Raw genomic sequence first — 25,831 nt, 5'->3', positions numbered from 1 at the left:
TTAAAACCTTTATAGATTCTATCATAGGGGTAATCTATTGTAAATATAATTACATTTCAAATAAAATATCCTTAAAGTATTGTTCAATATAATTGTTTTCACTATTAAAAAGAATATCGAATTTATTGTTATTTATGATTTTTCTACATAAGTCATCTAAAAATAGAACCAACTCAATATGTTTTTGATTCCTTGAATTATCATAAGAATTTTTCACAAAAGAGCCATGAGCAATTTTTGATCTAATATCATATGCATCTTTAATTTTTTCATAACAGTCAATTCTTTTATATTTATTATCGAAGAAAATCAAAGATATTCTTTCAGCAATTTTATGATTTATCTCATGGGTGTCAGTTGAAAAAAGAGATTCCAATACTATAGTATAGAAAAGAATTTTTAGCTCTGGTATTGCAGATGATCTAGCTTTAGATATGTAATAGTAAAACAAAGATTTTTTATCACTATCTTTTTTATATAAATGTGAAGAATTAGGTTCTAAAGAACTAGCATGAGGTAAACTGTTTTTTGTATAATTTTCTAATGAAAAATCAGATAGATAGTTTTGGAGTTCATTTTTACTAAAAGTTATATTTTTTTCAATATAGGTTTCAAAAATAGTTGACAAACCATAATAATAAATCTTATCACATGAAATTAAATATCCATTACGTGTGTATACTGAATTATCTTTATGTTTCCAAATTAAATATGATAAATTCTCTGTATCTCTAATATGTGATTTAACTAAAGTGTTAAAAACAGAATCTTTATCTTCATCTTTATCGAAATTATAATCACCAAATTTATAAATATAAGGATTATTTTCAAGTTCAGATAAATTAATTTCTCCAAGGGTATACTCTATTTTATCTTTATAAATATAATTATTTAATAAACTTCTTCTATTAGTGATTCTTGTATCATTTTCTAAAGTTAAATTAATATTTGCATTATCAGTAATGTTTAAATTAAATATTGGTGCTATAAATAAATATCTCATAAATACCTCCCAAGTATATAATAATTATTATATACTAAAATTAATATTTTGTTTAAATAAAACTAAAACAAGATGTAACATAAATTAATTGAATATAATACACTTTGTTTTAGATTTATTTGTTATTTAGAAATTATTTGCAGTATATAGAGTTTAATAACAGTTATTAATTAGTTCCTAAAGGTTCTGTATTGCTGGTTTCATTGTATCCTTCTTAAAAACCTTCTTTAAATCCAGCGGTGAAGTCACTACAAGCAGTTAATGTAAATATTAACAGTACAAATAATATTAAAGTTGATAATTTCTTTTTTATAAAGACTTCTTAATATATGTGTTTAATGTATTTTTTAAAAAAATCTTAACATAGGAAAATATTATTGTAAGTGATATATATGATGATAAGTCTAAATTATAAATAATAAAGCAAGTATTATTAGTATTTGAATTAAGTTTTTAACGAATATATTAGTAAGAATTACTTACTAGTAAAAATATTTATTTATATGGAATATATAGGAGGTATTTAGAGAATATTGTTGTTTTAAATAACAGGTAGTAGTGTTATGATATAATTAATTTTATAACAATATTAATATGGAGGTAATATAATGGTTAAGTATAGAATTGAGAAATTAAGAGAATTGATGAAAAAAGAAAATATAGATGCATATATTATTCCAACAGCGGATCCACATCAGTCGGAATATGTTGCAGATTTTTATAAAAGTAGAGAGTTTATATCGGGTTTTACTGGTTCGTCAGGAACTGTTGTAATAGGTAAAGAAAAAGCTGGTCTTTGGACTGACGGTAGATATTTTATTCAAGCAGCTAAAGAATTAGAAGGATCAGGTATTGATTTATACAAATTAGGTGTTGAAGGAACTCAAAGTATTTCTGATTTTATAAAAGAAAATGTAGAGGATGATGGAGTTGTAGCTTTTAATGGTGAAACTTATAGCTATAGAAGATATGCTACTTTACTAGATAAGTTACAAAAAATTAATTTTAAATCAAATTATACTTTAGTTGAAGATATTTGGGAGGATAGACCAGAAAAACCAAGCGGAAAAATGTACATTTATGATATTAAATATACAGGAGTTTCTGCTAAAGCAAAAATAGATGAGATAAGAAATACATTAAAAGACAAAGGTCTTACTCATTACTTAATATCTAGCTTAGAAGATATATGTTATTTATTTAATATTAGAGGTAGTGATGTTGAGTTTAATCCTGTTGTAATTTCGTATGTTTTAATAAGTGAAGATTTTGCTAAATTATATGTTGACCTAAATAAGGTTGACGAAAAGACAAAAGCTGTTTTAAAGGAAAATGGAATTACTGTAGAAGATTATGACAGCGTTTTTGATCAACTTTCAGAGTTAGATAATGACAGTAATTTATATCTTGACCCAAGGAAAATAAATGTAAAAATATATAAATCTATTAATTCTGTGGTAAATATAGAAAAAGGTCCAGATTTTACCTTAATGATGAAATCTATAAAAAATGATATTGAAATAGAAAATCAAAGAAACGCATATGTAAAAGACTGCGTTGCTTTAGTTAAGTTTTTCAATTGGTTAGAAGAAAATGTGCCTAACGAAGAAATAACAGAATTAGATGCTGCTGATAAACTTTTAGAGTTTAGAAAACAAGGAGATTTGTTTATAGAAGCTAGTTTTGGAACTATTTCAGCTTATGGAGAAAATGCAGCTTTGCCACATTATTCTCCAAATAAAGGAAATCCTGTTGTATTAAAAAATAGAGGATTGTATCTACTTGATAGTGGTGGACATTACCTAGATGGTACTACTGACATAACAAGGACAGTTGCTTTAGGTGAATTAACTGAAGACGAAAAATATCATTATACTTATACTTTAAAATCTCATATAGCTTTACTAGATTCTACTTTTGCTAAAGGTACAAAAAGCTCTAGTTTAGATATTTTTGCAAGAGGACCACTTTGGAAAGAAAGACTTGACTTTAATCATGGAACAGGTCATGGCGTAGGTTATTTGTTATCTGTTCATGAAGGACCTCAAAGTATTTCTAAAGCAAACAATAATATAGATATGGTTCCAGGAATGATAACTTCTGATGAACCTGGTATTTATATAGAAGGAAGTCATGGTATTAGAATTGAAAATATTATGTTATGTATAGAAAAATTCAAAAATGATTTTGGAACATTCTATGGATTTGAGTCTCTTTCTCTTTGCCCTATTGATTTGAGACCAGTAAAGAAAGAGCTCTTAACAGAAAGTGAAAAAGATTGGATAAACAAATATCATAAAGAATGTTTTGACGTTTTATCTAAATATTTAGGTGGATCTGATTTAGAGTATCTAAAGGAAATGACAAAAAGTATCTAATAATTGAAATTATATATTTAAGGAGCAATATTATTAAAAGTATAAAAAAATTTTTGTTTTTATTGGGATGTATTGTCGGTGTTTTTTTCCTAAGTTCATTAATTAAAAAAGATTTTTTTATAAATAATACAGAGGAAATAAATGCTATAAAAATAATTGATAAACAAGAACTCAAAGAAGTAATTGAGAAAAAAGAAAGATTATTAAATGAGTTCTACAAAACTTTACCATTAGAAAATTCAGTTGAGCCATTAGAAATTCCTACTTATGTTGAAAGAGATAATCAGGCGATACACCCATCAGTATATTATGATGAAGATAGAAAATTTGGCTATAAATGGGTAATGGCTTTTACGCCATATAGTTTATCAAAAGATTTTACAGAAAATCCTTCAATAGTTGTATCAGAAGATGGAGTAAATTGGAAAGAGCCCAAAGGGCTAAAAAATCCTCTAGCAATAACAGATAAACCAGATAAAATTCACTATTCTGACACTGAAATTATTTCAAATGGTAATGAGTTAGAATTATGGTATAGGCAAAGTGATAAACCTGCCAAGCTATCAAGAATATTAAGACAAAAATCCAAAGATGCTGTTAATTGGTCCAAGCCAGAAATTATATTTGATTATGGAACAGGTGGTTTTGGTTATGGTGCTCCAAGTGTTATATGTAAAGATAATGTTTATGAAATATACTATAGAGAAAAAATGAAATTAGCAGAAGAAAGCTATGTAAAAATAAAGTACTCAGAGAACAAAATAAAAGAAGAAGCTATTCCTGTAAATTTTGAATATACTGAAGAGTATAAAGAATTTGTTGGATGGCATATTGAATTTAGAAAAATAGGTGATAAATATTATGCTTTAACTATGGCATATCCAAAATCTACACCATGGCAGGGTGGAAAATTATTTTTGTTCGATTCAGACGATGGTGTGAATTTTAAGAATATGAAGTTAGTATTAAAGCCGACCAAAGATGGATTTGATAATAAAACTATTTACAAATCCAGTTTAGTTGTGACTGAAGATTTTATAAATTTGTATTATTCTTCAATAAGTAAAGATAATAAGCCGTATATATCATTAATTAAAGGATAACTTAATGTAAATTTTAATTAATTTGTAATGGTATTGTAATAACTAAGTATATATTAATGTGATAATATTTATTTTGTAAGAAATAAATAGATGAATTTCTTATAAAATAAATAAAGGAAATATAGTATATTATGAGAAAAAAAACCAAGAGAAATTTAGTGAGTATTAGTTTATTATTAGTTATTTTATCTGTAATATTAATTAAGAAATTTTATTCAGATTCAAATAAAAGAAATGATGAAAAGCCATTAAAAAAAATAGAGTTAAGGAAGCCTATTAAAATATCAAGTACTGCACATTTGAATTATAAATTAAATATGGTAGAAAAATTCAAACAGTCAAGTCCATTTGAAAATGCTAAAAGTTATTTAAAAATACCAACATACATTGGTAATAACCAACTTTTACATCCATCTGTATTTTACAATCCAAGTAAAAAATTTGGGTATAAATGGGTAATGGCTTTTACGCCATATAGCTATACAAATGATAGTACAGAGAATCCATCTATTGTAGTATCGGAAGATGGAATAAATTGGAATGTTCCAAATGGGTTAACAAATCCCCTTGCAAAAACAAATAGACCAGGGGTAGTTCACTATTCAGATACTGAGATTTTTTCAAATGGAAATGAACTTGAATTATGGTATAGAGAAAGCGATAAACAAGCTAGACAGTCAAGAATATTACGACGAAAATCCAATGATCTTGTCAACTGGTCTGACCCGGAAGTTGTTTTTGACTATGGAACTGGAGGATATGGATACGGTGCTCCGTCAGTGAACTATGAAGATGGTATTTACGAAATATACTATAGAGATCATATGTCTTTTGGAACAGAGGGGTATGTAAAAATAAAGTATAGTGGTAATAATATTATAGAAGAAAAGAAAGCTGTAGATTTTCAATATACAGAAGAATATAAAGATTATGTTGCTTGGCATACTGAATTTAAAAAGATAGGAAGTAAATATTATGCACTTGCCATGTCTTATAACAAAGATATTCCAGGAAAAGGACTATTATTTTTGTTTGAATCTGATGATGGAATAAGTTTTAAAGATATGAAGATGCTAGTTAAACCTAGCGATACAGGATTTGACAACAGTACAATATATAAATCTAGTATGGTAATAGATAATGATTTTATAAATTTGTATTATTCTTCTATAAGTACTAAAAAAGAATGTTATACTTCTCTCATTAGAATAGACAGGTAAATGCTATGTGTCATTTGCAAAATCACAAGTAGAATATATAATAAAAGTGAATTTAATCAGATTTGTGTAGTTAGAAAAGGTTAATGAATGTTTAATATTAAGGAAGAATTAAAACGCTTGCCAGATAATCCTGGTGTGTATTTAATGTTTAATGACGATGATGAAATCATTTATGTTGGTAAGGCCAAGAATTTGAAAAAGCGTGTAAGACAGTATTTCACTAGCTCTGATATTGGAAAAACAGACAAAGTTATTGAAATGGTTAAGCATATTAAAAGATTTGAATATATTATAGTAGATAATGAAGTAGAATCTTTAATTCTTGAGTCAAATTTTATAAAGGATAAACAACCCAAATACAACATACTTTTGAAAAATGGTGAAAAATATCCTTTTATAAAGATAAGTAACGAAAAATTTCCGAGAATTACAAAGGAAAGAGTTATAAAAAAAGATGGTTCTAAATATTATGGGCCATTTCCAAATGCTTATGCTGTTACTGAGATTATAGAAATATTCTTAAATATGTTTAAAATTAGACGTTGTACTTTAAACTTTGACAAAGGACAATATTTAAAAAGACCTTGCTTGTATTATTTTATAAAAAAATGTAGTGCTCCTTGTATTAAAAATATTTCAGAAGAAGACTACATGAAAAATATAGATGAAGTTGAAATGCTTTTAAAGGGAAAAGAAAATAAAATAATAGAAGAAACTAGAGAAAAAATGTTTAAGGCTAGTAAAGACCTTAACTTTGAATTAGCAGCAAGGTATAGAGACAATATTGAAAATATTGAAGCTATAATCGAAAAACAAAAAGTAAGAAACTCAAAAGGTACAAACATGGACATTATAGCATTAGAAAGACATGGAACAGATGTTTGTGTCCAAGCGTTTTTAATGCGAAATGGAAAAATTATAGATAGAGAGCACTTCTTAATAGAAGATAGCTTTAAAGAAAATGATAGCGAAATAATGAGTTCTTTCTTAAAACAGTTTTACTTAGATATGGCATTTATTCCAAAGGAAATTTTGGTAGATACTTTACCAGATGATCTTGAGTCAATAGAGGAGTTTTTGACAAATGAAAAGAAAGGTACAGTTAAAGTAACAAAACCTCAAAGAGGTGAAAAGGTTAAACAACTCGAACTAGTTAAGGCAAATGCTAAAGAAATGCTAGAGAAATATATAACTAGTAAACACAAAAGGGAAAGAAGTAAAAGTTCAGCTTTCGACGAATTAAAGAAAGTTACAGGTTTAGAAGATTTTGATAGAGTTGAGTGTTATGACATTTCAAATATTTCGGGTGTTCAGTCTGTAGGTTCCATGATAGTTTTTATAAATGGCGAAAAAGCACCAAAAGAATACAGAAAGTTTAAAATTAAAACAGTAGTTGGTGCAGATGACTATGGAAGTCACAGAGAAGTCCTAACTAGAAGATTTTCTAGAATGTTAATAGAAAACAAAGAAGGTAATTTTTCAACTGGATTTGGAATAAAACCTTCCATAATATTGATGGATGGTGGGAAAGGTCAAGTGAACGTAGCTCTTGAAGTTTTAAAAGAATTTAACATAGACATTCCAGTAATGGGACTTGTAAAAGATGATTATCATAAAACTAAAGGTATAATTTACAAAAATTCGGAATATCTATTAAAAGTTAAATCTCCTTTATATAGACTTTTATTTCAAATTCAAGAAGAGGCTCATAGGTTTGCAATTAACTACCATAGAAAACTTAGAGAAAGAGATCTTAAAAAATCAGAGTTAGATGAAATAGAAGGAATAGGAGTAGTTAGAAAGAAAGCATTGATAAAATATTTTAAATCAATAAAGAAAATAAAAGAGGCAAGTATAGAAGAATTAGCAAAGATTGATAAAATGAATCTTTCTGCAGCTGAGAGTATATATAAATTTTTTCACAAGGAGTAATATATGAAGGGAATAAAACTTAGTCAACTGTGTAGGGATTTGGAACTTACAGTTGTGAGTAAAAGTTCGGATTATGAAGATATTTTTATAACGAATTCACAAGTAAATAGACCAGGTATTCAACTGGCAGGTTTTTATGAACAATTTCCTTTTAAAAGACTTCAAGTTATAGGGAAAACAGAAAATGTATACTTAAAATCACTGTCAGATGAATTAAAATATGAAAGAATAGAAGGTATAATGTCATATGATATACCTTGCCTAATTTATTCACATTGGGCGGAAATACCACAATATGTTATAGAATTAGCAGAAAAACACAACAGAACTTTGGTTCGCTCAGATAGACCAACTACAAGGCTAATAAGCAAGATAGATGAAAAACTTGACTATGTACTTAGCGAAGAAGTTACTATGCATGCAGGGTTAATGGAAATTTATGGAGTTGGTGTTTTAATAGTAGGAAAAAGTTCGGTAGGTAAATCAGAAACAGCTCTTGACCTTATTATTAGGGGACACCGTTTGGTTGCGGATGATGTTGTGGAAGTTAGAAAACTTGAAACAGGACTTGTAGGACAAGCACCTAAAAATATTAGGCATTTTCTTGAAATAAGAGGAATAGGAATTTTAGATATTCAAAGACTATATGGGGTAGGTAGTATTAAATCATTCACTAATATTGACATGGTAGTATCGCTAGAACAGTGGGATGATGATAAAGAATATGATAGATTAGGAATTGACGATAATTTCACAGAAATACTTGGAGTTCAAGTAAATGAAGTTACAATCCCAGTTAAACCAGGAAGAAATGTCGCAATGATAGTAGAAGTTGCGGTTAGAAATTACAGACAAAGGTCACTTGGATATAACGCAGCATTAGAATTGAACAAAAGGTTATTTGCAAGTATGGAAAGTGACGCGAGAAGTTGACAATAACCAAATGATGAATATATAATTACAACTTGAGTGAAAAGATTAACTTAAAAATTAATTTTAAAATAAATAGGGGGTTTTTAATTACAATGGCAAAGAAAATGATGACTATGGATGGTAATATGGCTGCAGCTCATGTTGCATATGCCTTTACAGATGTTGCATCAATCTATCCAATAACACCTTCATCTACAATGGCAGAATATGCAGATGAATGGTCAGCAAATGGTAGAAAAAATATGTTTGGACAAAGAGTTTTAGTTTCTGAATTACAATCTGAAGCAGGTGCTGCAGGAGCAATGCACGGAGCTTTGGCTGCTGGTTCATTATCTACTACATTTACAGCATCACAAGGACTTTTGTTGATGATACCAAACATGTACAAAATTGCAGGAGAGTTACTTCCAGGGGTGTTCCATGTTTCAGCAAGAGCTTTAGCATCACATGCTTTAAGTATATTCGGAGATCATCAAGATGTTATGGCTGCAAGACAAACAGGATTTGCTTTACTTGCATCAGGTTCAGTACAAGAAGTTATGGATTTAGGTTCAGTAGCACATTTATCAGCTATAAAAGGGAAAGTTCCTTTCTTACACTTCTTTGATGGATTTAGAACATCACATGAAATTCAAAAAATTGAAGTTATGGATTATGATGAATTATTTAAATTAGTAGACCATGACGCAATAGATGAATTTAGAAACAATTCTTTAAATCCTGAAAGACCTAAAACAATGGGTACAGCACAAAATCCAGATATCTATTTCCAATCAGTAGAAGCTTCAAACAAATACTATGATGACATAGTAGGCGTTGCAGAAGGATATATTAATGAAATAAATAAAATTACTGGAAGAAACTATGGTTTATTCAACTACTATGGTGCAGAAGATGCAGAAGATATAATAGTAGCTATGGGTTCAGTAACTGAAACTATAGAAGAAACAATAGATTACTTACAAGCTCAAGGAAGAAAAGTTGGAGTTGTAAAAGTTCACTTATACAGACCATTCTCAAAAGAGCATATGTTAAATGTAATTCCAAAAACAGTAAAAAGAATAGCTGTTTTAGATAGAACAAAAGAAAAAGGTTCATTAGGAGAGCCATTATACTTAGATGTAAAATCAGCTTACTATGATGAAGAAGCTCAACCAGTAATAATTGGTGGTATATATGGACTTGGTTCAAAAGATACAACACCAGCTCAAATAGTTGCAGTATATGACAACTTAGCAAATGAAAATAGAAAAACAAGATTTACTATAGGAATAGTAGATGATATTACAAATAGATCATTAGAAGTACAAGAAGATATTCATACTTCACCAGAAGGAACAATTAACTGTAAATTCTGGGGCTTCGGTTCAGATGGAACAGTAGGAGCTAACAAATCAGCTATAAAAATTATAGGTGATGGAACAGATATGTACGCACAAGGATACTTTGAGTACGATTCCAAAAAATCAGGTGGGGTAACAATATCTCATTTAAGATTTGGAAATCAGCCAATAAAATCAACATACTATGTAGATAGTGCAGACTTTATATCTTGTTCAAAACAATCATATGTAAACCAATACAAGTTATTGAGAGGTCTTAAAAAAGGTGGTACATTCCTACTTAACTGTATTTGGTCACCAGAAGAATTAGAAACACATTTACCTAATTCAATGAAAAGATACATTGCAGAAAATGACATTAAGTTCTACACAGTTAATGCTTCTAAAATAGCATCAGAAATAGGACTTGGTGGAAGAATTAACATGGTAATGCAATCAGCATTCTTCAAATTATCAAAAGTTTTACCTTTAGACGAAGCAATTGCAAAACTTAAAGAAGCAATAGTAAAAGCTTACGGTAGAAAAGGTGAAGATATAGTAAATATGAACTACAAAGCAGTAGATGAAGGAATAAATTCTATGGTAGAAATAGAAGTTCCAGCTGCTTGGGCTACTTTAGATGCAGATGATACTAAAGATACAAACATACCAGAATTTGTTAGAGAAGTAGTAATACCTATGAATGCACAAGAAGGTAATGATTTACCAGTATCTAAATTTGCAGATAGAGCAAATGGCGAATTCCCAATGGGAACATCAGCTTACGAAAAGAGAGCAATAGCATTAGAAGTTCCAGAATGGCAAATGGATAACTGTATACAATGTAACCAATGTGCTTACGTTTGTCCTCATGCAGTAATCAGACCATTCTTAATAACAGAAGAAGAAAAAGAAAATGCACCAGAAAACTTTGAAAGTAAAAAAGCTATAGGTAAAGGCTTAGAAGGATTAACATTTAGAATGCAAGTAAGTCCACTTGACTGTACAGGTTGTGGTAACTGTGCTGACGTATGTCCATCAAAAGAAAAATCATTAATAATGAAACCTTTTGAAGAACAATATCAAGCACAAAAAGATAACTGGAACTACGCACATGATGTAGTAGGATACAAAGAAGACTTAATAGCTGATACAACAGTAAAAGGAAGTCAATTTAAACAACCATTATTAGAGTTCTCAGGAGCATGTGCTGGTTGTGGAGAAACACCTTATGCAAAATTAATAACACAATTATTTGGCGATAGAATGATGATAGCAAACGCAACAGGATGTTCATCAATTTGGGGAGGTTCAGCTCCGGCTACAACATATTGTACAAATTCAGCAACAGGTAAAGGACCATCATGGGCTAACTCATTATTTGAAGATAACGCTGAATATGGATTTGGTATGCATTTAGGAGTAGAAAAAACTAGAGAAAAAATTAAATTCTTAATGCAAGAATTTGTTGAACTAGGAATAGACTCACCACTTAACGAAATATTTGAAAGCTGGATATCAAATATGGAAGATGCAAAAGGTTCAAAAGAAGCAACAGCTGAAATGTTACCTTTATTAGTACCGAACACAGGAAATGAAAAAGCAGATCACTTAATAGATAGAATAGTTGCAAGACAAGACTATCTAATTAAAAAATCAGTTTGGATATTTGGTGGAGACGGATGGGCTTATGACATTGGGTATGGTGGATTAGACCATGTAATAGCAAGTGGACAAGATGTAAACATTTTAGTAATGGATACAGAAGTTTACTCAAATACAGGTGGACAATCATCAAAAGGAACACCAACAGCTGCAGTAGCTAAATTTGCAACAGCTGGTAAGAGAATTAGAAAGAAAGATCTAGGCTTAATGGCAACAACATATGGTTATGTATATGTAGCTCAAATAGCAATGGGAGCAAACCAAGCTCAAACAATAAAAGCTATAAGAGAGGCAGAAGCTTATCCAGGTCCATCACTAATCATAGCTTACGCTCCATGTATAAACCACGGAATAAGAACAGGTATGGGAACAACTCAAAGACAAGAGAAAAAAGCAGTAGAAGCAGGTTATTGGCACCTATACAGATTCGATCCAAGACTTAAAGAAGAAGGAAAGAATCCATTCCAATTAGATTCAAAAGAGCCAAAAGCTTCATTCCAAGAGTTTATAAACTCAGAAGTAAGATATACTTCACTTAAACGTTCATTCCCTGAAGATGCAGAAATACTATTTGCAGAAGCTGAAAGAGATGCAACAGAAAGATATGAAAACTATAAGAGAATGGCAAGTTACGATTATAGTAAAACAGAAGAATAAAATATAGTAATATAAAAGAAAAGAACTCTACAAAGTAGAGTTCTTTTTTTCTGTGTAATATTATATAATATATTTAATATTATATAAGGAGAGATATATGGAAAATAATAGTAGTATTATAAAATTCAATAATGAAAATTTAATAAACACAGGAAATGATATTGTAGCAAATATAACTGATGAATTGAGTATTCCAAGAGATTTATTACCTTCTAAAAATGATATTGATATTGCTTTATCACTTTTACCACGAGAATTAAATAAAGTTCCAATTAGATTAAGGGATAAATTTATTGCTAGGTTATGCGTAGCCGTGTCAGTAGGATTATTTGATAGTGCTATTGTATATATTTGGAATAGTGCTATGAATGAATTGAAATCAAGGGTGAAGAATTTTGGTGAAGAAATGAGAGCGAATTTTTTAGAAGGAAAAATAGATGATGATTTTTTAATAAAAATAACAGACTCAGAATTATTAAAAATAAGTTATCAGCTTAATATTATTTCAGAACAAGGATTTTTCTTCCTAAATCAAGCTAGAGAGATTAGAAACCAAGCATCAGCTGCTCATCCAACAGAAATAGAAATAGATGATAGAGAGCTGATTACTTTTATTAGTAGATGTTGTAAATATGCATTATCAAATGAAAATATAGAAGAAGGAATAGATATAAAGGTTTTAAATAAAACTTTAGAAAATCAAGATACTACAGATGAAAATTTAAATAATTTAGCCTCTAACATAAGAAATACATTTAAATTACAAAAAGAACTTATAATGAAAATATTATACTCTAATTTTACAAAAGAAGAAAACTTGCCAACTAAGAGAAATAATTCATTAAACTTGGCAATTAAATTAAAAGATATTGTAGATTCGAAAATACAAACAGATCTAATTGAAAAATATAATACTTCTAGAATAATAGGGACAGATACTTCTCATAGTTTAGCAAAAAAATTTTTTGAAAGAATGGGTTTGTTGAGTATATTAGGTGAAGAGGAACAAATATCTATTCTAAAAAAAGCAATAACCCAGCTAGAAAATGCACACTATGGAATGAATAATTTTTATAATGAACCAATTTTTGCAGAACGATTAATAGAAATATCTAAGGATTTAAATCCTATTCCTAAGTTAATAATTCCAGAATACATTGATGTAGTATTTATGTGCTATTTAGGAAATTCTTATGGAATTTCACATTCTGCTTATCCATATTACTTAGAAATGTTAAAAAATCTTACACCATATGGAATAGAAAAAATATTGACTAAAATATATAAAAATACAATAGATATGCATAATATATTAATAGTTCCTTGGAAAGTAAAGTTATTAGTTGATTTATTAGAGTATTATGATACTTTACCTTCATTATCAAGTAAACAAAAATATATGTTAAGTGAAATTTTTCATAAATATAAAATTGGAAAAGTAAATGATAAAAATGAATAAAGTTATTAAATTATTATATTTTTTAATATTAGAGTAAAAAATTGAACAAAAATAAAATTTTTCATTACTCTGAAATAATATTAATAATAGGAATAATTACTATTTATTTTAAATCATTATAGGTAAGAAAGGAATACAAAAAATATTATGATATTTTAATTCTATTATAAGAGATAACAAGGATTTTTAATTACTTGAAAGTGATACTTATAATTTTTTAAATGGTTTTAGAAGTCCAAATTTATCTTTTGGTATTTCTGAATATAATATTTTTATTGAGAGTGGTTTAAAGAGCTAATTAACTAGCTGTTTTTTTGTAAATAAATGTCTTGCAAATATTCTGATGTTATAGATTAGCTTTGAATGTTATAATATTTTTATAGATACAGTATATAAATTTATAAATCGAGGTGAGTATATGTCAAAAAGTAGGCTTGAGGCTTTTTCTGATGGTGTAATGGCTATTGTTATTACTATTTTAGTTTTAAATATTTCGGCTCCTGCTGGTGATTCTTTTAGAGATTTGCAAGGTATTGAAAAGAAGTTATTTGTGTATTTATTTAGTTTTACTGTTGTTGCAGTTTATTGGAACAATCATCATCACTTATTTCAGATTGTAAAAAGAGTAAATGGTAAGATTTTGTGGGCTAATAATTTCTTTTTGTTTTCTTTAACTCTTTTTCCTTTTGCTACTTCTTGGATTAGTGAGCATTTGTTTAGCCTATTTCCTCAGCTACTTTGTGGTGTTGTAATTTTACTAGCGGATATTGCATTTTTTGTTTTAATTATTACTATTAATAAGGTTACTAGTAAGGACAATAATTTTAATTTAAAACGACATAAAAAGACTTTGTTTTCTATTTTCTTAAATATTATTGCTATTTGTTTGGGGGTATTTATTAAACCAATTTTGGTTACTGTTATAAATATTATGATGATTTTACTATGGATAGTTCCAAGTAAGAGAATTGAAAATATTTTTAATGAAGATAATATTTAGTTAGTATAAAAATTTAATGTGAATTATATTTTGTTTTAGGTCAATAAAATATTTACATATTAATATTAAAAAATAAAAAAAGCTGGAACTCCAGCTTTTTTGTACTCAAGAAGTAATTTCTTTTGCCCATTTAGTATTGTCTAAAAGGGAATTTATTTGTATTATAGCGGACCTAGCATCTGTTAGTTCTGCTAGTTTATTATTTACAGCTGGGTGAAAATATTCTCCATTATTTCTAGCTTCTATTCCAGCTCTTATAATTTCTTTTAACAGTTCTAAATTTTCAAAACGACTTAAATGACTGACTTCGTTTAGTAAAAGTTGAGGCTTGTGCCAAATATTTATATTTTTTTGGTATATAGCATGTAGTTGTACAGGCTCTAAATTAAACATAAATCCAGTACTAAATTCACTTTCTCTACCAAATATTGAAACTCCGCTTTTTCTAAGCCATTTTATAGATTCTTTTCTATTTACTGTATCTTTAAAAGAAGTTGCTATTAGTGTTACGTCTGACTCAACTATTTTATGTAGGTCAGGAGTTATAATATTATTTTCAAAAGGACTTACTCCACTTATACTACAAGATACAGCATATTCAACATTTAGTTCTTCTCCAGCACATAATGTTCCAGAAGCTGTAAGTGCTGCTGTAAGTTTATTTTTCTTAGCTTCTTCGTAATTTTCACTATTTACTCTGTGTTCTATTGAATTATTATTTTTGAATTTTAAAAACTCATATAATTTTCCAACTTTTAAATTTCCTTTATCCAACCAAACAAAGTCTGAATCGTTGTTTCCCCAAAGTGATAAGATTTCCATTTTTAGTAAATCTGCAACACCATGTGTCATTAATGCAGTTTCTACAATATAATTATTTTTAATTTTCATGGCTTATCACCATTGTGTTACAATTTAAAATTTTTGGAGAAATTAATATTATATTAATTTTTCGAGATAAAGTATTTGATATTTGCTGTTTCATTTTAAGTTCCTTTCTGTAATTAATTTTGTTGACTAACAAATTGCAGTTAAAACAGCTATCATTAAAATTATTTAATTCTAAAACTAACAAGCACTAAAATTAATAGTCAATTTGACTATTAATACTTGTATTTTTTTAATTCTTTATCTCCATTGTAATTAAGCACACTAAGTCTATAGATGACTAAATTAATTTTAAGCATACAAAAAAACATATTAGTAAATAATATGTTTTCTTCATCTTTTTTTAGTTGTACTAAAATAAACCATCTCTATAGATATATAAAGGTAGGCTGATGAAGAAAAGAATTTTTGGGTTCTTGCTTAGCAAACTCTAAGCTTAAATTAACTCAAAGTCATCTAGAATAATTTTTAATGATAGACTTAAAATTCATTTCTTCACCTCCTAAAGTGCAAAACATTAGTAATATACTGTAAAATAAAGGTTTTTTATTAACAACTAGAGTATAACAAAATTATAGTTAATATTCAATCAATAATTATTAGTTAGACATAAATATAATTATCTGATATTATAAAGTGTTTCTTGACTCTCCCATTGTGGGAGATAGTATAATTGTATTAATAAATAAATATTTAAGGAGATTTATATGTTTAAAATAGGAGATTTTTCCAAGTTATCTAATATAACTATAAAAATGCTTAGACATTATGATGAAATAGGGTTATTAAAACCAAGTATGGTTGATGAAAAAACAAATTTTAGGTATTACTCAGCAAAGGAACTTGAAGTTGCTTCTAAGATTAACACTTATAAAGAGTTAGGTTTTTCTTTAAAGATGATTGCAACTTTAATTAAAAATGAAAGTGAGGAAGAGGAGTTAATTTCTCATTACAAGTTTAGAATTGCTGAAATTAAAGAGGAACAGGAGAAGCTTGAAAAGCAAATGACAATGCTTAAAAAAGTTTCAGAGTTAAATAGAAATTTAAGTATGATTAAATACAATATTATTGAGAAAGTAATTCCTAAAAGACGTGTTATTTCTTTAAGAAAGAAAATTCCTAATTATTATAGTGAGGGACTTTTGTGGAATGAGCTTTACGAATTTATAGGTAAAAACAATATTAAACCGATTTATGATGGTTATACTATGGCAGTTTATCATGATGATGAATACAAGGAAGAGAATGTAGATGTTGAAATTCAAGTTACTGTAGATGATTTAGATGATGATACAGGAGATTTTAAGTTTTATGAAACTGAGGAAAGTGATGTAGTTTCTGTTGTATTTACAGGTAGTTATGAGCAAATGCACAAAGTTGTTGAAGCTATTGCTTATTATGTGGAACAAAATAATTTAGAGCTTAGTGGAAGTATGGCTAATATATTCCATGTTTCTCCGGCACAAACGGAAAATGAAGATGAATATGTTACAGAAGCATGTTATTTTATAGAAAGGTAGATAGGAAATTTATGAAGTACGAGTGGAGAAAAAAGGAAAAGGAAGTTTATTTGCCAAAGGAAAAAGCTGTAGAAATTAATGTACCAAAGTTTAAGTATTATACTGTTAAAGGGTGTGGTAATCCTAATGGTGAAACTTTTAAAGAGGCTGTTGGTGCACTTTATGCTATGAGTTACGGTATTAGAATGATGCCTAAAAACGGTGTAACTCCTGAAGGATACTTTGAATATACTGTTTATCCTTTGGAGGGAGTGTGGGACTTGAATAAGAATGGAAGAAAAAGTTTTAAAGAAACGGGTTCTTTTTCTAAGAATGATTTAACATATAAGTTAATGATTCGCCAACCTGATTTTGTTACAGAGGTTCTTGCAAAAGAGAATATTGAGAAAGTTTCTAAGAAAAAGCCAAATGATTTTAATAATTTGGTTAAGTTTGAAGAAATTGAAGAAGGTCTTTGTGTTCAAATACTTCATAAAGGTTCTTATGATACTGAAAGTAGTTCTTTTGGACTATTAGATGAATTTTGTAAGGAAAATAATTTAAAAAGATTAAGTATGGTACATAAAGAAATTTACTTAACTGACCCTAGAAAGTCAGAGCCAGAAAAGCAAAAAACTGTTTTAAGATATTGTGTAGAAAAGAGTATTAGCGTTTAAAGGGAATGGTTTAGTTTTACAAAATGTATATGATCTTCCCAAATACCATTTATTTTGAGGTAGTTTTTAGAGATTACTTCGTTTACAAAACCACATTTTTCTAATACTTTTATTGACGGAATATTTTTAGGCATTACATTTCCTTCTATTCGGTGTAAATGTAATTTGTTAAAGGCAAAGTTTACGACTTCTTTTACAGCTTCTGTCATATAGCCGTTATTGCAGTAGTCTTTGTCTAGTTGGTAACCTAGGAAACAGGAACAAAATGCTCCCATTACAACATTACTTAATGATACAAATCCTATTATTTTATCTTTTTCTAATTTTGTAGAAATATATAATTTATAATTTTGTCCGTTGTTCCACTCATATTGTTGTATTGTAAGAAGTGATTTTTGAAATTCTTCTGTGTAGTAATTTTCTGGTTTTAATGGTTCAAATTCTCTTAGAAAGAGTTTGTTTCTATTTAGGTATTTTGTAAGTGGTATTTCACTAACTTCTTTTGGAGAAGATAGTATTAATCTTTTTGTTTCTAATATCATATGTATAACCTTTCTAATTGTTTAGGTATTATTAATCTTAAAATAAGTATAGTTTATTTTTATTTTACTAGCAAATAGAAAAGATAGGAGGAAGTTTATGGCAAGGGCAAGTACAAAAGTTGATTTGATAGAATCGGCAAATAGTAAGTTTGAAAAGCTATGGGATATAATTAATAAAATGAGTGAAAGTGAAGAAAATGGAACTCTTGTCTATGGAGATTTTATAGGTAAAGAAAGACATTGGGGCAGGGATAAAAACCTTAGGGATATTTTAATTCATTTATATGAATGGCATATGCTTTTACTTAACTGGGTAGATTCTAATATAAGTGGTAATGAAAAATCTTTTTTAAAGGAAGGTTACAACTGGAAAACTTATGGTGATATGAACGTAGAGTTTTGGGAAAATCATCAAGATACATCATTAGAAAAGGCTAAAGATATGATTTTAGAAAGTCATAAAAAAGTTGTTTGTTTAGCTGAGAAGTTTTCAAATGATGAGTTATTTTCTAAAAATGTATTTTTGTGGGTAGGTGGTTCCACTTTAGGAAGTTACTTTGTTTCTACAACTAGTAGTCACTATGACTGGGCTATGAAAAAACTTAGAAAATATCTAAAAGTAGTTAGAAATAAATAAGAGCTGAAAGGCTCTTTTTTATTTAGTTAAAATTCTAATATCTTATTAAAAATAATTTTAAATTTTATTTTTAAGTAAATATTTACAATTTTTAAACAAAATAATTGTATAAGTTAATTTTCTACACTAAAATATTTTAATTTTTAATAAAAAACTATATGATACTAGTATAGTTACTTAATTAAGTAAGTAAATTAACTATAATTATGTAAATTGAAAGGGAGGGAACTTATGAAAAAGAAAAAAAGAAATTTATCTACTCGTGCTTTAGATAGAGTGGAAAAAATTGGTAATGCACTACCAAGTCCAGCGACTTTATTTTTTGGATTGTTTTTACTTGTAATAGTATTGTCGTTTGTTTTTAATAAGCTTGGGGCAAAGGTAACATACGATGCAATAGTTGAAGGTAAATTACAAGAGACAACGGTTGCTGTAAAAAATCTTATTAGCAGAGATGGACTTGTACATATTTTAACTTCAACAATCAGTAATTTTACAGGTTTTTTTGCACTTGGTACTGTATTAACGATTATGCTTGGGGTTGGAGTTGCAGATGGTAGTGGTTTGATTGCTGCATTAATGCGTAGAATTGCATTAAATACTCCTAAGTTTTTGTTGACTTCAGTTGTTATATTCTTAGGAATAATGTCAAATGTTGCAAGTTCAACAGGTTATGTTGTCCTTGTTCCACTTGGTGCAATTTTGTTTATGGCTTTTGGACGTCATCCCATTGCAGGTCTTGCAGCGGCATTTGCAGGAGTTTCGGGTGGATGGAGTGCAAACCTTTTGATTGGAAGTAATGATCCTTTATTTGCCGGAATGTCTACAACTGCAGCTCAAACTATTGACGCAAACTATGTTGTTCCACCTATTTCAAACTGGTATTTTATGTTTGTTTCAACTTTTCTACTTGTCATTGTAGGAACTTTTATTACTGATAAAATTATAGAACCTCGATTACCAAAGTATACACCAGATAAAAAAGAAGAGGCTGGTGTAGTTACTGTAGATGAAAAAAGAGGTATGAAATTTGCAGGTATAGCAACTATTTTGTATATAGCTCTTGTTTTAGTTTTAGTATTGCCAAAAAATGCTTTACTTAGAGATCCAAAAACGGGAGGAATATTATCATCTCCATTTATGAGTGGAATTATAGTTATTATGATGCTTTTATTTATGATTCCAGGTATTGCATATGGTTATGGTGCTCGAACTTTAAAAAGTGAAAAAGATATTATTAAATTAATGGAAAAGGCAGTTTCTGGTTTATCTAGTTTTATAGTTTTAATATTTTTTGCTGCACAATTTAATGGAGCTTTTGAATATTCCAATATGGGAGTGGTAATGTCTGTAAAGGGGGCTAATTTACTTGAAAATATTGGATTTATAGGGTTGCCATTACTTATTTGCTTTATTATATTGACATCCTTTATAAACATATTTATAGCAGTTGATTCTGCTAAATGGGCTATGATGGCTCCGGTATTTGTGCCAATGTTTATGCAACTTGGTATTTCTCCAGAAATGACTCAACTTGCCTACAGAATAGGTGACTCTAGTACAAATATTATTGCCCCATTAATGCCGTTTTTTGTTTTAACTGTTGCATTTTTCCAAAAGTATGATAAAAAAGCGGGAATTGGTTCGGTAGTATCCACCATGCTACCATATTCAGTAGGATTTTTAATAAGTTGGATTTTAATGTTTATTCTTTGGTATTTATTAGGTCTCCCTATTGGGCCAGGAGCAACAATTTTTTATTAAAGTAAAAGGGAAAATTATGAAATCAAAACAAGAAAAAATAAAAAAACTATTAAGAGAAAAAAATATTGATGGTGCTATAGTTTCTTCACCAGAAAACTTGCATTACGTTCTTGGATTTGGGGGACATCAACATACGGTTTCAAGACAAGCAGGATTTTCTGTCGGTGTAATATCTTCAAAAGAGAATGTCAAAACTCATGGTATAACTATGGATTTTGAATATCCAACTTTTACAAAGAAAAACAAAAGTGATGAACATATTATAAAACCATATTCTACTTGGGTTGGAGTTAGAAATTGGGATAATTTAGTTAAAGATATACCCATGGAAGAGTCAAATTTTAAAAATTCTTTTGAAGTTATGTTAGAGTCTGTAAAAGAACTTGGACTTGAAAATAAGAATATTGGTTTGGAGTTAGATTTTTTACCAATAAATTACTATAATCAACTTTTAGAAAGTTTGCCAAATGCTAAATTTGTAAATATTTCTGATTTGTTTATTTATGCAAGATCAGTTAAAACAAGAGAAGAAATTGAAGTTTTTAGAAACATATGCTCTGTTGCTGATAATGCTTTTTATGAAGTTAGTAAAATGGTAAAAATAGGTGTATCAGAACAAAATCTTTCTCAGTGCTTTAAAGAAAATGTAATAAAGTCTGGCATTTGTGTTCCAAGTGCTTGGTCTATGTTTTCAACAGGAGCAAATGGAGCAAGGCTTACTATTCCAGAAGATGGTATTATAAAAAAAGGTGATGTTGTAAAATATGATGCTGGTGTAAATGCAGGTTTTGATTTTTACACTACTGACACTTCTAGGTCGTGGGTTATGGAAGGTGCAGATTCTGAACTTTACAATTTAAAAGATATGCTTTACGAAGCTCAAAGGCTTATGATTAAATCAGCTAAACCAGGACTTCCAATAAATGAATTATTTAATATTGGTTTTAATTATGTTAAAGAAAAATATTCCATCTACAAAAGGGGACATTTAGGGCATAGTATAAGTATGGGACCTCAAACAGCAGAAGCACCATATATAACAGCTAATGAAACTAGAGTTTTAGAACCTGGAATGGTACTTGCAATGGAAGTTCCTTGTTATATAGATAATTTTAACGGATTTAATATTGAAGATATGGTTTTAATTACAGAAACAGGAGCAGAGATTTTAACACCTAAAACTCCTCATTATATATAAAGCTTGTTTTAAAGGACTATAGAATAACTATTATAGTCCTTTTTATTTGCAAATTGTTGAATTGTTGTAATAATAAACCATTATAACTTAATATATAATGTATTTAGAAAGTATTTTATATTATGTAGGAGTAAATTTATGGGATGTTTAGGTAATTTAATTTGGTTTATATTTTCAGGACTTTGGCAAGGATTAGGTTGGACATTAGCAGGAGTACTATGGTGTATAACTATAATAGGAATACCCATTGGATTACAGTGTTTTAAAATAGCGGGATTTGTGTTTTTACCTTTTGGAAAAGAAGTTACCTATGGTGAGATGGGAGTAATATCAGCAGTCGCAAATGTATTTTGGATAATATTAAGTGGTATTCCATTAGCATTAGCAGCTATTTTAAATGGCTTAATTCTTTGTATAACTATAATATGGATTCCTTTTGGCCTACAATGCTTTAAGTTTGCAAAACTGGCACTTATGCCTTTTGGAGCAAAAGTTTACTAAATTAATATTTTACAAAACAGGTATTTATTACCTGTTTTTTTATTTCATAGATTGACATTATACAAATAAGGTGATATATTTATCACATAAGATACAAATATATCACATGGAGGTTATTATGAAGAAAGAGTTATCAGTTAGTAGGTATAAATTTATTAATATTATTTTTGTTAGTGTTGTAATATTTTTTATTATATTAAAGAATATTAGTGATTACTATTTTATGAAAGATGATAGATATTTTGCTATACACATGCTTATTTCTGTAATAAGTATAGTATTTACTTTTGCTTATGTTATAGTAATGTTTGTATATTTTGCAAGAATGGAAACAACTAGAAATAAAGTTTTTGAAGATGAATTAACACGAGAATACGAAGCAAAAGCAACGAGTTATGCAGTAGTTGTTTTTGTAATATTAGCAATAATAGCATTATTTGTGGCTATGATTAATGGTGGTACTATAACTGTAGGTGTTGATTTTATTATGTCTTTTGTGTTGATGTTTTCCGCTATTAAAGATGGAATTTATTTGTATTTAGAAAAGAAAGATATCTAATATGAGTGAATTAATAACTAAAATTAAATATTACAGAGAAAATTTAGGCATGAGCCAAGAAGAACTAGGACTTATAGTTGGAGTTAGAAGAGAAACTATTTCTAGGCTTGAAAAAGGGAAATACAATCCTTCTTTAAAGCTGGCCATGGATATTGCTAAGATATTTAATGTAAAAGTTGAAGATGTTTTTGAGTTTGTAGATTAAAAATTAAACAGAGCTAATTTTTTATTAGCTCTGTTTAATTTTTATTAAATTCCATATATTAACATCTCCTTTTAGAAAGAGTATCACAGTATTGTATTTTTTCTATCAAAGGCTTTTACTTTGCGATAATATATATATTTAATATTTAGAGATTATTATAACTTTTATCATTAATAAATTTATGTAGCAAGGCTAAATCCATAGGATAAATTTTTTCAGGGGTTTTTTCAACTAAAGTTTTAAGTTCTGCTATTGAAATCCATTTATAGTTTTTTGATTCATTTGAAGAAGATAATAACTTGCCAGTTGTTTGGCAGATAAATACCATTAATATAACAGGATAATTTCCTATTAAGTTTTGAGTACAGTGATATGGAGAAAAGTCTATTACTTCATAACCATTATTCCTATATATAGAGGAATTCTCCTTGCCTTTTACATCAACAATGTTTAGTCCAGTTTCTTCTTTAATTTCTCTTTTTATACAGTCAAAAATATTTTCATTTTCTCTTATTTTACCAGCAGGTATTTCTAAAAGTCCTAGTTCTTGAGGTTTATTTTCTTTATGCCTTTCTTGCATAAGGATATATAAGTTGTTATTTATTTCTTTTTCAATTATTGCACCAGCACATGGTATTGAAAACTTTTCTATCATTTTACACCTCTCTATAAATTAATGTTAGATTATAGTATATACTATATTGAGAAATATGTTTGGGGGAGAAAGTATGACTATAAGAAATGCAGCAAAAGCTATTATAATAAATAAAAATAAAGTATTGCTATTAAAATATGACAATCCAATATTAGGAGAGTATTATACTTTGCCAGGGGGAGGACAAAATCAGTACGAAACTATGGTAGAAGCTGTTAAAAGAGAATGTTTGGAAGAAACAGGCTATAGTATTTGTATAGATAAATTTGTTGGAATATGTGAAATTATTTGTTTAGATGAATATATAAGAGTTAATCATCCAAATTATGCACACAAAATTTATCATATTTTTAGAGCTTACTTAAAAAGTGAAAATACTGTAAATCCAACAGAAGTAGATTCACTTCAAATTGCAATGGAGTGGATAGATTTAGAAGAGATTAAAAATATGAAGATACTTCCAAAATGTATTGGAGAAAGTTTTTTGGAACTTGTGCAAGCTAATAACATAATAGATTTAGGGAGTAGCTTAGTAAGAGTGAACAAATAAAAGAGGAAACATTGAAGAAAAATATAACTGTGATTTTATTATGGATTATTTCTTTATTAACTCAAAATTATTATGAAAAAATATTAGGGAAAAATTTTTAAATTAATATTTCAATTTAAATTAGGAGGATAAAATGATTAATTTTAGAAAGATGAAAAAGAAAGATATCCCAAGACTTTACAATATAGCTAAGAGAGCTTTTCAACCTGATTATGAAAAGTATGGAGTTTATCCTCCACTTCTTAAAACGAAAAATGAAACTTTTTTTCCACCATTAATGTTTGGGAAAGTTATTTTAGTTGACGATGAAGAAATAGGAGGGGTTTTTGTAGCTGCTATTGGTAAAAAGGGAGAGATAGGAGCAATTTTTATTGATCCAAAGTATCAACACAAAGGATACGGTAAAAAAGTAATGTCAATGATTGAGAAAGAATATCCTAAGGTAAAAAAGTGGAAGTTAGATACTCCTAGTGAAAATTATCATTTGCATAGTTTTTATGAATCTCTTGGCTATATTAAAGTAGGAGAATTAGAAGATAAAAAAAGTGGTATGATAGGTTATATTTACGAAAAAAATATTTAGTTACACGAGGTTAGCATGGAAGAATATATTAGATTAATAAATAAAACAGAAGACTTTATAAATTCTAATTTAAACAAAAATATTACACTTGAAGATTTGGCTGAAAATATTAATATGTCAAAGTTTCATTTTCATCGAATTTTTAGTAAGTATAGTGATGAAACAATAAAACAGTTTATTGTAAGAACAAAGATGGAACGTTCTGCTATATATTTATTGGTTAGAAAAGATATTAATATTACAGAAATTGCTGGGAGGTATGGGTATAGTGATTCTAGCAGTTATAGCAAGGCGTTCAAAAAATATTATAAGATATCTCCTTCAAAATTTAGAATAGCAAGAAATGACATGCACAAAACTAGTGTGTAGTATATCATTTTTTTAGGAGGTAATGATATGAATAAACCAAATGTAACAATAGAAAATATAGAAATGAAAGTTATTTATATTCGTTTTAAAGGAACCTATGTAGCTTTTAGGAAAGAAAGTAAAAAGATGTTTAAGGAATTATTTGATTTTGCCAAAAATAACGATCTAATAGTTGAAGGAAAAACAAAGGTTTTAACAATATATCATGATAATCATTTTATTACAGACCAAAAGAATTTAAAAATGAGTGTTGCTATGACTATTCCAAAAAGTGCAAAAGTTACTGAAGAGGGAAGAATATGCTCAATGGAATTTGCAGGGAAATATGGTGTTTTACACTATGATATAAAACTAAATGAATATGAAAAGGCTTGGGAGTATGCTTATCAAGATTGGTTATTTAAAGATTCAAAAGAAAAACCAAGGGACAATTTCCCGTTTGAATTGTATGTAACAGAACCGCCAAGAAATTTGAAGAATACAAGCCTAACTGATATTTATATTCCAATAGAATAGGTAGTGAAAAATTTCA

General features: G+C 28.2%; 24 protein-coding genes. 20 read left to right on the top strand and 4 right to left on the bottom strand.

Translation table 11 applies throughout. The features are described from left to right. Positions 1 to 49: 49 nt before the first annotated feature. Entirely contained in the window at positions 50 to 1,003 is a 954-nt protein-coding gene (locus CS899_RS03265) for a HEPN domain-containing protein (protein WP_099203514.1), read from the bottom strand. A 608-nt stretch (positions 1,004 to 1,611) separates the two neighbouring features. Between CS899_RS03265 and CS899_RS03260 the strand changes: the two genes are divergently transcribed. From CS899_RS03260 to CS899_RS03225, 8 genes are all read left to right on the top strand, one after another. Continuing rightward, positions 1,612 to 3,381 carry an aminopeptidase P family protein gene (locus CS899_RS03260; protein ID WP_099203513.1) on the top strand — a complete coding sequence of 590 codons (1,770 nt, stop codon included), beginning with the start codon at positions 1,612 to 1,614 and terminating at the stop codon, positions 3,379 to 3,381. A 53-nt stretch (positions 3,382 to 3,434) separates the two neighbouring features. Next, positions 3,435 to 4,484, top strand: coding sequence for a glycoside hydrolase family protein (locus CS899_RS03255; protein WP_099203512.1), 1,050 nt, complete (start codon positions 3,435 to 3,437; stop codon positions 4,482 to 4,484). Between the two features lie 158 nt (positions 4,485 to 4,642). Continuing rightward, complete coding sequence (locus CS899_RS03250; RefSeq protein WP_129582277.1) at positions 4,643 to 5,704, top strand: hypothetical protein; 1,062 nt, start codon at positions 4,643 to 4,645, stop codon at positions 5,702 to 5,704. Between the two features lie 87 nt (positions 5,705 to 5,791). Beyond that, entirely contained in the window at positions 5,792 to 7,636 is a 1,845-nt protein-coding gene (gene uvrC, locus CS899_RS03245; protein ID WP_099203510.1) for an excinuclease ABC subunit UvrC, read from the top strand. 3 nt (positions 7,637 to 7,639) lie between these two features. Further along, the gene (gene hprK, locus CS899_RS03240) at positions 7,640 to 8,569 is read left to right on the top strand and encodes an HPr(Ser) kinase/phosphatase (protein ID WP_099203509.1); all 930 of its coding nucleotides are present in this window, start codon (positions 7,640 to 7,642) and stop codon (positions 8,567 to 8,569) included. Between the two features lie 92 nt (positions 8,570 to 8,661). Then, positions 8,662 to 12,213 (top strand): pyruvate:ferredoxin (flavodoxin) oxidoreductase, encoded by a 3,552-nt coding sequence (nifJ, locus tag CS899_RS03235; protein WP_099203508.1) that lies wholly within the window; start codon positions 8,662 to 8,664, stop codon positions 12,211 to 12,213. Between the two features lie 97 nt (positions 12,214 to 12,310). Further along, positions 12,311 to 13,672, top strand: a complete 1,362-nt coding sequence (locus CS899_RS03230; RefSeq protein ID WP_099203507.1) for a hypothetical protein — start codon at positions 12,311 to 12,313, stop codon at positions 13,670 to 13,672. 418 nt (positions 13,673 to 14,090) lie between these two features. Continuing rightward, a complete protein-coding gene (locus CS899_RS03225) occupies positions 14,091 to 14,672 on the top strand; it encodes a TMEM175 family protein (RefSeq protein WP_099203506.1) in 582 nt (193 codons plus the stop codon). 105 nt (positions 14,673 to 14,777) lie between these two features. Here CS899_RS03225 and CS899_RS03220 read toward each other — a convergent pair whose 3' ends face one another. Further along, on the bottom strand, positions 14,778 to 15,563 hold the full coding sequence (locus CS899_RS03220; protein ID WP_099203505.1) for a hypothetical protein: 786 nt from the start codon (positions 15,561 to 15,563) through the stop codon (positions 14,778 to 14,780). Between the two features lie 704 nt (positions 15,564 to 16,267). On the opposite strand from CS899_RS03220, the gene CS899_RS03215 reads away from it, so the two are divergent. Both CS899_RS03215 and CS899_RS03210 read left to right on the top strand, forming a co-directional pair. Beyond that, positions 16,268 to 17,080, top strand: coding sequence for a MerR family transcriptional regulator (locus CS899_RS03215; protein WP_099203504.1), 813 nt, complete (start codon positions 16,268 to 16,270; stop codon positions 17,078 to 17,080). An 11-nt stretch (positions 17,081 to 17,091) separates the two neighbouring features. Further along, the gene (locus CS899_RS03210; RefSeq protein WP_099203503.1) at positions 17,092 to 17,736 is read left to right on the top strand and encodes a GyrI-like domain-containing protein; all 645 of its coding nucleotides are present in this window, start codon (positions 17,092 to 17,094) and stop codon (positions 17,734 to 17,736) included. On the opposite strand, the gene CS899_RS03205 is transcribed toward CS899_RS03210, so the two are convergent. Further along, positions 17,733 to 18,278: a GNAT family N-acetyltransferase gene (locus CS899_RS03205; RefSeq protein ID WP_207204727.1), complete on the bottom strand. Its 546-nt coding sequence runs from the start codon at positions 18,276 to 18,278 to the stop codon at positions 17,733 to 17,735. The genes CS899_RS03210 and CS899_RS03205 overlap by 4 nt on opposite strands. Positions 18,279 to 18,375: 97 nt before the next feature. On the opposite strand from CS899_RS03205, the gene CS899_RS03200 reads away from it, so the two are divergent. The 6 genes from CS899_RS03200 (at position 18,376) to CS899_RS03175 (ending at position 23,142) form a co-directional block, all read left to right on the top strand. Next, on the top strand, positions 18,376 to 18,915 hold the full coding sequence (locus tag CS899_RS03200; protein WP_099203501.1) for a ClbS/DfsB family four-helix bundle protein: 540 nt from the start codon (positions 18,376 to 18,378) through the stop codon (positions 18,913 to 18,915). Between the two features lie 231 nt (positions 18,916 to 19,146). Then, the gene (locus tag CS899_RS03195; protein WP_099203500.1) at positions 19,147 to 20,679 is read left to right on the top strand and encodes an AbgT family transporter; all 1,533 of its coding nucleotides are present in this window, start codon (positions 19,147 to 19,149) and stop codon (positions 20,677 to 20,679) included. A gap of 16 nt (positions 20,680 to 20,695) precedes the next feature. After that, the gene (locus tag CS899_RS03190) at positions 20,696 to 21,877 is read left to right on the top strand and encodes a M24 family metallopeptidase (protein WP_099203499.1); all 1,182 of its coding nucleotides are present in this window, start codon (positions 20,696 to 20,698) and stop codon (positions 21,875 to 21,877) included. 138 nt (positions 21,878 to 22,015) lie between these two features. Beyond that, positions 22,016 to 22,378, top strand: a complete 363-nt coding sequence (locus CS899_RS03185; RefSeq protein ID WP_099203498.1) for a YccF domain-containing protein — start codon at positions 22,016 to 22,018, stop codon at positions 22,376 to 22,378. A 118-nt stretch (positions 22,379 to 22,496) separates the two neighbouring features. Then, entirely contained in the window at positions 22,497 to 22,937 is a 441-nt protein-coding gene (locus tag CS899_RS03180) for a hypothetical protein (protein WP_099203497.1), read from the top strand. Between the two features lies 1 nt (position 22,938). Beyond that, complete coding sequence (locus CS899_RS03175) at positions 22,939 to 23,142, top strand: helix-turn-helix transcriptional regulator (RefSeq protein WP_099203496.1); 204 nt, start codon at positions 22,939 to 22,941, stop codon at positions 23,140 to 23,142. 145 nt (positions 23,143 to 23,287) lie between these two features. Here CS899_RS03175 and CS899_RS03170 read toward each other — a convergent pair whose 3' ends face one another. Beyond that, positions 23,288 to 23,797, bottom strand: coding sequence for an NUDIX hydrolase (locus CS899_RS03170; protein WP_207204726.1), 510 nt, complete (start codon positions 23,795 to 23,797; stop codon positions 23,288 to 23,290). Positions 23,798 to 23,870: 73 nt separating this feature from the next. On the opposite strand from CS899_RS03170, the gene CS899_RS03165 reads away from it, so the two are divergent. The 4 genes from CS899_RS03165 (at position 23,871) to CS899_RS03150 (ending at position 25,815) form a co-directional block, all read left to right on the top strand. Beyond that, a complete protein-coding gene (locus tag CS899_RS03165; RefSeq protein ID WP_164995832.1) occupies positions 23,871 to 24,347 on the top strand; it encodes an NUDIX domain-containing protein in 477 nt (158 codons plus the stop codon). Positions 24,348 to 24,480: 133 nt separating this feature from the next. After that, complete coding sequence (locus CS899_RS03160; protein WP_099203494.1) at positions 24,481 to 24,930, top strand: GNAT family N-acetyltransferase; 450 nt, start codon at positions 24,481 to 24,483, stop codon at positions 24,928 to 24,930. Between the two features lie 15 nt (positions 24,931 to 24,945). Then, positions 24,946 to 25,299 carry a helix-turn-helix transcriptional regulator gene (locus CS899_RS03155; protein ID WP_099203493.1) on the top strand — a complete coding sequence of 118 codons (354 nt, stop codon included), beginning with the start codon at positions 24,946 to 24,948 and terminating at the stop codon, positions 25,297 to 25,299. Between the two features lie 27 nt (positions 25,300 to 25,326). Beyond that, positions 25,327 to 25,815, top strand: coding sequence for an AraC family transcriptional regulator (locus CS899_RS03150; protein WP_099203492.1), 489 nt, complete (start codon positions 25,327 to 25,329; stop codon positions 25,813 to 25,815). Positions 25,816 to 25,831 lie beyond the last annotated feature (16 nt).

The organism is Miniphocaeibacter massiliensis (genome assembly GCF_900232905.1).
Classification (GTDB): domain Bacteria; phylum Bacillota; class Clostridia; order Tissierellales; family Peptoniphilaceae; genus Miniphocaeibacter; species Miniphocaeibacter massiliensis.
The sequence above is the reverse complement of the archived record's forward strand: the minus strand, read 5'-3'. Positions and strand labels throughout refer to the sequence as shown.